The organism is Marinovum sp. (assembly GCF_034669705.1).
GTDB lineage: Bacteria > Pseudomonadota > Alphaproteobacteria > Rhodobacterales > Rhodobacteraceae > Marinovum.
The window spans coordinates 42,280-50,084 of record NZ_JAXMOR010000035.1; the positions used below are offsets into that span (position 1 = coordinate 42,280).

The window sequence follows — 7,805 nt, forward strand, 5'->3', positions numbered from 1 at the left end:
TCTCTCCTATGCCGCGGTCAGTTTGCGTAGATGTAGTTCGGCAACCAGAGCGCGATCTGCGGGAAGACGAAGATCAGGATCAGCCCGATGAGCTGGATCACCATGAACTGCATCATCCCGAGATAGATGTCGCGCAGGTCCCACTCCGGCACCACGCCCTTGAGGAAATAGGCCGAGAGCGCCACCGGCGGGCTCAGCCAGGCGGTCTGCAGGTTCACCGCCACCAGAATGGCGAACCAGATCAAAAGGTCGTTCTGGTTCTCGAAGCCGAGGTCGAGCGAGGTGACCGTCGGGATCAGGATCGGCACGATGATCAGCACGATCGGCACCCATTCCAGCGGCCAACCCAACAGGAAGATCAGCGCCATGATCAGCATCAGGATCAGGACCGGCGACATGTCGAGCGACAACAGAAGCTCGGTCAGCATCTTCGGCGTGCCGAGGTTCGAAAACACCGCGCCAAAGAAGTTCGACGCCGCCACGAGGAACATGATCAGCACGGTGATCTCGAGGCTCTTGATCAGCGCGTCGTAGAGCCCCGGGATGGTGAACCTGCGATAGAGCATCGACAGCAGCACCGCGCCAAAGGCACCGCAGGCCGAGGCCTCGGCCGGGGTCGCCCAGCCAGCGAGGATCGAGCCCAAGGCAAAGGCAATCAGCACCGTCGGCGGCACCAGCCCCATGAAGAACTCGTACCAGAGGTCCGAGAAGTAGAAGCCGCCGGGCTTGGCAGTGTGCAACCAAGTATAGACCCCGTACATCACGCCGATCCACGCAAGCGGCACGATCAGCGCGCCGAAGAAGAACCCGTAGCCGGTGGTGATGCCACGGGTGATCAGCCACATCAGCACGATCAGCGACGCCATCACCAGCACGACTTCCAGCAGGTAGTACCGCGAGGTTTCGGGCTGATCCTCCGGCGACAAAATCGGTCCGAGGTTCGGATTGAGCCAACAGCGGCCCAGCGCATAGAGCAGGTAGAGGCCCGCCAGCATCACGCCGGGGATGATGGCGGCGCGAAAGAGGTCGGTCACCGGCACCTCGAGCACCGGCCCCATGACGATCAGCATGATCGACGGCGGGATCAGGATACCCAGCGTGCCGCCTGCGGTGATGGTGCCCGCCGCCAGCCGCACGTCATAGCCCGACTTGTTCATGGTGCGCGCCGCCATGATGCCCAGGATCGTCACCGAGGCGCCGACGATGCCGGTGGCCGCGGCAAAGATCGTCGAGACGAAGAGCACGGCGATGAACAGCGCCCCGCGCGTCCGGCTCATCATCATCTGCACCGCCTGAAACAGCCGCTCCATCAGACCGGCCTGCTCCATCACGATCCCCATGAAGATGAACAGCGGCACTGCGACCAGCTGGTCCGACAGCATCACCGAATTGGTCTGCAGCGTCATCAGGAAGGTGGCGAGCTTGAAGTTCGCCCCCCAGGTGCCGAAGACGAAGCCGAGGAAGATCAGCGTGAAGGAGATCGGGAAACCCACGAAGATCGCAAACAGCATCGCCGCCAGCATGATCAGCCCGATGATCGGCTTGTCGACGTCCAAGAGGCCCTCGCGGCCGAAGGCCGAAGTCCACCAGTCCGCCAGCGGCACCACGTCGGGAAAGAACACCGCGCCGGTGACGATCCCCAACGCCACGGCGTAATACGGCAGCACCTTGAGGAACCTGGCTTCGCGCGCCGGTCCCATCTTGTGAAAGGCGCGGAACAGCTCTGGGACCCCTTGGATCAGCAGCAGGAAAGCGCCCACCGGCATCGCCAGGCGCGCCGGCCACAACAGCGGCGCCCAGGTGGAATCGCTGGCCTGCTCGCCGGAGACGAAGGCCTTGAGCCAGTACTCGGCCGAGACCCAGGTGAAAAACAGCATCGCCGGGATGTAGAAGGCCTGATAGAGCACTGCGTCGACCGTCGCCTGGGTCTTGTCGGACCAGTTGCGATAGAGGAAATCGGCGCGGATATGCACGCCGCGCATCAGCGCATAGCCGGCGGCGGCCATGAAGAGCACGCCGCCCAGCATCCGCGACACGTCATAGACCCAGAGCGTCGGACCGAAGCCCCAGGCGATGGCCTGTGCGTTCATGCCGTTCTGGGTCAGCACCGCGAACATGTTGCGCGAGAACACCTCGTAGACGATGGCGAGGATCAGCGGGATCATCAGCAGGCAGATGATCCGCCCGGCCCAGAGGTTGATCACGTCGATGGTGGCGGTGATCGGCCGCTGCCAGTCTGTCATGTCCTCCGGCGTCTGCCCCGGCGCCTCGGCACGGCGCTCGGCGATCAGCTCGTCGGTGATGTCGAGCTCTTCGGGGATTACCTCTTCGGCCATGGCAGGTCCCTTTTCGTGTAGCTGTGTGTGACCCTGCCCCAGGCCTGACCCGTGGCCTCTGCCGTCTGCGCGACGATCCGCCCGCCGGCGATGTAGAGCTCTTCGGAGACTACCTCTTCCGCCATGGCAGGTCCCTTTTCGTGTAGCTGTGTGTGACCCCGCTTCGGGCCTGACCGGGGGCCTCTGCGGCACTCTGGCAAGAAGCCCCGGGTCAAGCGCGGATCAGGGTCCGGAGCGAGTTCCCGGACCAACATCCCCGGCAGCCGCCGTATCGCGCCCCCGCAGACCCAGGCTCAGGCGTCCCATTCCGGTCGCGGCGCGGTGGAGGCCCCGGGGCAGGCCCGGGGCGGGGTTGGCGTTACTTCAGCGTGTCGGCAAAGGCGCGGCCGAGGTTGGCGTTCGAGGTCTGCGCCCCGGCCCAGAACGGCACCGCGACCTCGGCAAAGTCCTTCTGGCTCTGCCAGACCTTGGCAAAGAACTCGTTCTCGGCGGCATTGGTCTCCAGCGCGGCCTTGGCGGCGGCCATGTACTCGGTGAAGTAATCCGCCGGCGTGTCATGCAGGATCACGCCGTGGTTCTCGGTCAGGTCCTTCAGCGCCTTGCCGTTCTCGTAGATCCGGTAGGACATGGATTTCGACAGCGAGGCATTGGCCGCCACTTCCAGCGCCTTCTTCTCGAGATCGGTCAACCCGTCATAGACGTCGCCGTTGATGTAGAGATCGGCGTTGACCACCACCTGATGCAGGCCCTGCAGGTAATAGTGCTTCAGCACCTTCTGGAACCCGAAGACCGAGTCGGGCTTGGGGCAGCACCATTCGGCGGCATCAATGGTGCCCTTCTCCAGCGCCGGCAGGATGTCACCGCCGCCCATCGCGACCGAGGCGACGCCGATATCCTTGTAGGTCTGACCCGGGATGCCCGGCGGCGTGCGGAAGCGATACTTGCGGAAATCGTCCATGCTGGCGATCGGTTCCTTGAACCAGCCCAGTGCCTCGGGCCCCACCGGCTGCAGCATGAAGCCCTTCACGTTCATGCCCATCTCGTCCCAGAGCTCGTCGTAGAGCTCCTTGCCGCCGCCGTACTGGAACCAGCTGACAAAGGCGATATTGTCGATGCCGACACCGGCGCCCGCGACAGGCGAGCCGAAGAGCATCGCCGCCGGGTGCTTGCCCGACCAGTAGTGCGTCCAGGCAAAGCCGCCCTCGATCAGCCCGCTGTCCACCGCGTCGAGGGTTTCCTGCACGCCGACCACCGCGCCCGCGGGCAGCACCTCGATGGTGAGCGATCCGCCGGTCAGGGCCGAGACATCCTCGGCGAACTCCTTGAGCATGGTCACCTCGTCGGCCTGCGCCGGGATCACCGACTGCACCCGGATCACCGTCTCGGCAAAGGCCGCCGTGGCGCTCAGGGCAAGGGCCGCGGCCCCCACCGTCAGGGTCTTGAGATCGAACATCAGTTTTCCTCCCGTGATGTGGTCGCCTTCTTTGTTGCTGTGCGGCCCGGAGGCGAAGGCGCTGATCCGGGCCTGTCTGGTCTCTTCTCTTCGCGGCCCCCTCTCCCGAATGGCCGCCGGTGGGTCGTATCCCGACGACTTCCCTCCCAAAAAGCCGCCGGAATTCCTCTTGTCGGTCTCCGGGGTCTTCGTATCCCGACGACCTCCCCTCGCAGGGCAGGCCGCCGGAATCCCGGGTGTCTGTCGTCCGCTAGGCCGTGGCGTCCTCCAGAATGAAATCGCTGGCCCGCTCGCCGATCATGATGGCAGGGGCGTTGGTGTTGCCGCTGACGATCCGCGGCATGATCGAGGCATCGGCGACCCGCAGGCCGGCGATGCCGTGCACCTTCAGCCGGGGGTCCACGACGGCCATCGGATCGGTCCCCATCTTGCAGGTGCCGGTGGGGTGATAGATCGTCACCGCGGTGCGCCGGGCCCAGTCGAGCGTCGCGGCCTCGTCGTCAAAGGCCACGCCGTCTCCCGGCGCATGTTCGCTGATGATATGCGATTTCAGCGGATCGGTCGCGGCGATCTTGCGTGCAATTTGAATGCCTTTGACGATTGTTCTCTGGTCGGTCGGGGTGGCCAGGTAGTTCGGATGGATCGCCGGATGGTCGTCCATGTTGGCGGATTTCAGCTCCAGGTGGCCGGCGCTTTCCGGGCGCAGTTGCAGCACCGAGGCGGTGAAGGCCGAGAACCGGTGCGGCCCCTCGGCCGGGCTGTCGGCGCTGAACGGCTGGATGTGGAACTGGATGTCGGGGGTCTCGAGATGCGCCTCGGTCTTGAGAAAACCGGTGCCGAGGCTGGCCGCCATGGTCATCGGCCCACGCTGGCTGAGCGCGTATTGCAGCGCGATCCGGGCCTGTTTGAACAGGTTGCTGGTCTCGACGTTGATCGTGCTCAGATCGGTGCGGAACACCGGCCGGGCCTGCAGATGGTCTTGCAGGTTGCGGCCCACCCCGCCCAGATCGGCCCGCACCCCGACGCCCAGCCGCTGCAGCGCCGCGCCGTCACCGATGCCCGAGAGCATGAGGATCTGCGGCGAACCGATGGCGCCGGCGCTCAGGATCACCTCGCGGCGGGCGCGGATTTCGTGAAAGCCGGGGCCGATCCGGACCCGGACCCCGACCGCCCTGCCCTCTGACAGCAGCACCTTCTCGGTCTGGGCGTCGGTGATCACCTCGAGGTTCTGCCGCCGCCGCGCCGGCCTGAGATAGGCCACCGCCGCAGAGCAGCGCCGGCCGCCCCGCATGGTCAGCTGGAAATAGCCCACCCCCTCCTGATCGGCCCCGTTGTAATCGCGGGCCTGCTTGTAGCCGGCCTGCTGCGCCGCCTCGATCCAGCGGTCGACCACCTCGCGGGTCAGCCGCGAGGTCTGCACCGAAAGCGGCCCGTCGCGGCCCCGCAGACCGTCGGGATCGTCGCCCTCCCAGCGCTCGGCGCGCTTGAAACAGGGCAACACCTCGTCCCACGACCAGCCCCGACAACCGGATTGCGCCCAGCCGTCGTAATCCTGCGGCTGGCCCCTGACATAGAGCAGCCCGTTGATCGAGCTCGACCCGCCCAGCACCCGGCCGCGCGGCCAGGGGATCGTCCGGCCGGCAAGGCCCGTGTCGGCCTCGGTGCGGTAGCACCAGTCGCTGCGCGGGTGGCCCATGGTGCGGAAATAACCGACGGGGATGTGAATCCAGGGGTTCGTGTCCTTCGGCCCGGCCTCGAGCAGCGCCACGCTCCAACGGCCGCATTCCGACAGCCGATTGGCAAGCGCGCACCCGGCAGATCCGGCGCCGACAATGACGAAATCGAACTCCAATATGCCCCCAATTCGGCCGCTGCGTCGTAAAATGAGACTATAGGTCTCGATTTTTACTGAATGCACGCTACAGTGATTCGCATAGAAATCCACAGACTATTTGCCCGGAGAGCGTCCCGATGGCTGACCCAGACCGGATACCGCCCAATCTGCGGACCCTGTTGATCCTTGAAATCCTTGGGAAAAGTGATCGGGCGATGACCGCGACGGAAATCAACGAGGACCTCGGCCTGCCGAAACAGACGTTGCACCGGCTCTGCGGCACGCTGGAGGAGCACGGTTTCATCACCCGGCTCGGGGCCGACCGGCGCTATCAGATATCGCGGCGGCTGCGTGCACTGGGCTCGGGGCTGATGTACAGCTCGCGCGACCAGATCGCCCGCCATCAGATCCTGCTCGAGGTCTCGCGCGAGGTGCGCGAGACGGTGAACTACGTGATGCCCGAGGACACCGGCATGCGCTATCTCGACCGGGTCGAGACCGACTGGGCGTTCCGCATCCAGCTGCCGATCGGCACCAATGTGCCATTTCACTGCACCGCCAGCGGCAAATGCTTCCTTGCCAGCCTGGCACCCGACGCCCGCGCCCGCTTTGTGGCCTCGCTGCAGCTCACCCGGATGACCGACGCCACGCTGACCGACCCTGACCGCCTGCTTGAAGAGCTGGCGACGATTGCCCGGCACGACTATTCGCTCGATCGCGAGGAGTTTCTTGAGGGGATGGTGGCGATTGCGGTGCCGGTGACCGATCCGCAGGGCCGTTTCGTGGCGGCGCTGGCCTTTCACGCGCCGACCCAGCGGGTCTCACTCGAGCAGGCGATTGCCCGCAAGGACGTGCTGCGCGACGCCGCCGACAAGCTGCGCGGCTCGCTCTTTCCTGACGACTGAACGCCGCGGCGAACTGGTCCCCGAAGCCCTCCTCTCGCAACAGTGCCGGACTTAATTGTCGCGCCTCTCCGCCTCTCGCCGCACCGGGAACCGGTCGCCCTTTTCGGTGATCACCACCAGCCGGCCCTGCGCATCCAGCACATAGAGATCGCAGCGCGAGAACCCGTTCACGAAATCGATGCACACCCGGCTGTCACCGGACACCTCGTAATAGCCATAGCCGGTGCCACCCTGATCGGCATAGGTGTAAGTATAGCGCCCGTCGTCATAATATTCCGATACACCACCGTCGTAAAAGGCGATGCGCGCGCCCCGCAGCCGGTTGTCGAGCGCGTCAGAGCCGATCTCGCGATCACTGTCCCGCGCCAGCGGATCAGCCGCCAGCGGCGTGGCCGCAAGACACAGGACAAACAGAAACCGCATCGGCACACCTCCGGAGTTCTGGCCGCAGCCTAGCCGATCCCGCCGCCCCCCGGGCACACGATCACGCGACCAGCTTCTCGGCCTTCTTCAGGTCGACCGACACCAGCTGCGAGACCCCCTGCTCCTGCATGGTGACGCCGAACAGCCGGTCCATCCGCGCCATCGTCACCGCGTGGTGGGTGATGATCAGAAAGCGGGTGTCGGTGCGGCGGCACATCTCGTCAAGCAGGTCGCAGAAACGGGTCACGTTGGCATCGTCGAGCGGCGCGTCGACCTCGTCGAGCACGCAGATCGGCGCCGGGTTGGCGAGGAAGACCGCAAAGATCAGCGCCAGCGCGGTCAGCGTCTGCTCGCCGCCAGAAAGCAGCGACAGGGTCGAGAGCTTCTTGCCCGGCGGCTGGCACATGATCTCGAGCCCGGCTTCCAGCGGATCATCCGACTCGACCAGCACCAGGCTCGCCTCGCCGCCGCCGAAGAGATGGGTGAAAAGCATCGAGAAGTTCGAATTCACCTGCTCGAAGGCAGTCAGCAGGCGCTCGCGCCCCTCGCGGTTGAGGCTGGCGATGCCGCCGCGCAGGGTGCGGATCGCCTCTTCCAGGTCGGTCTTTTCACTGACCAGCGTGTCATGCTCTTCCTGCACCTCGCGGGCGTCCTCCTCGGCGCGGAGGTTGACTGCGCCGAGCCCGTCGCGCTGGCGCTTGAGCCGGTTGACCGTCTCCTCGATCCGCTCGGCCGCCGGCATCTCCTCGGGGTTCACCCCAAGCTTCTCGAGCAGTTTCGCAGGCGTCACCTCGAGTTCGTCCTCGATCCGCTCGGCGGCGGTGCGGGTGGTTTCCTGAGCGGCCTCGGCGCGG

General features: G+C 65.5%; 5 protein-coding genes and 1 pseudogene. 1 reads left to right on the forward strand and 5 read right to left on the reverse strand.

Annotated features, from left to right (window positions below; translation table 11 throughout):
* Positions 1 to 17: 17 nt before the first annotated feature.
* The 3 genes from VOI27_RS19340 to VOI27_RS19350 form a co-directional block, all read right to left on the reverse strand.
* The gene (locus VOI27_RS19340) at positions 18 to 2,336 is read right to left on the reverse strand and encodes a TRAP transporter large permease subunit (protein ID WP_323767588.1); all 2,319 of its coding nucleotides are present in this window, start codon (positions 2,334 to 2,336) and stop codon (positions 18 to 20) included.
* 358 nt (positions 2,337 to 2,694) lie between these two features.
* Entirely contained in the window at positions 2,695 to 3,789 is a 1,095-nt protein-coding gene (locus VOI27_RS19345) for a TRAP transporter substrate-binding protein (RefSeq protein WP_323767590.1), read from the reverse strand.
* Positions 3,790 to 4,039: 250 nt separating this feature from the next.
* Positions 4,040 to 5,641 (reverse strand): GMC family oxidoreductase, encoded by a 1,602-nt coding sequence (locus tag VOI27_RS19350; RefSeq protein WP_323767592.1) that lies wholly within the window; start codon positions 5,639 to 5,641, stop codon positions 4,040 to 4,042.
* Positions 5,642 to 5,760: 119 nt separating this feature from the next.
* Between VOI27_RS19350 and VOI27_RS19355 the strand changes: the two genes are divergently transcribed.
* Positions 5,761 to 6,528, forward strand: a complete 768-nt coding sequence (locus VOI27_RS19355) for an IclR family transcriptional regulator (RefSeq protein WP_323767594.1) — start codon at positions 5,761 to 5,763, stop codon at positions 6,526 to 6,528.
* 51 nt (positions 6,529 to 6,579) lie between these two features.
* Here the strand turns inward: VOI27_RS19355 and VOI27_RS19360 are convergent, their stop codons facing one another.
* Together VOI27_RS19360 and VOI27_RS19365 are read right to left on the reverse strand one after the other, a co-directional pair.
* A complete protein-coding gene (locus VOI27_RS19360; protein WP_323767596.1) occupies positions 6,580 to 6,951 on the reverse strand; it encodes a hypothetical protein in 372 nt (123 codons plus the stop codon).
* A gap of 61 nt (positions 6,952 to 7,012) precedes the next feature.
* Positions 7,013 to 7,805 (reverse strand): annotated as a pseudogene (locus VOI27_RS19365) (chromosome segregation protein SMC); the annotation flags it as partial.

Bases quoted from the DNA above. Each gene is read 5' to 3' on its own strand.
- VOI27_RS19340 (WP_323767588.1), bottom strand. From the start codon at position 2,336: ATGGCCGAAGAGGTAATCCCCGAAGAGCTCGACATCACCGACGAGCTG.
- VOI27_RS19345 (WP_323767590.1), bottom strand. From the start codon at position 3,789: ATGTTCGATCTCAAGACCCTGACGGTGGGGGCCGCGGCCCTTGCCCTG.
- VOI27_RS19355 (WP_323767594.1), top strand. From the start codon at position 5,761: ATGGCTGACCCAGACCGGATACCGCCCAATCTGCGGACCCTGTTGATC.
- VOI27_RS19360 (WP_323767596.1), bottom strand. From the start codon at position 6,951: ATGCGGTTTCTGTTTGTCCTGTGTCTTGCGGCCACGCCGCTGGCGGCT.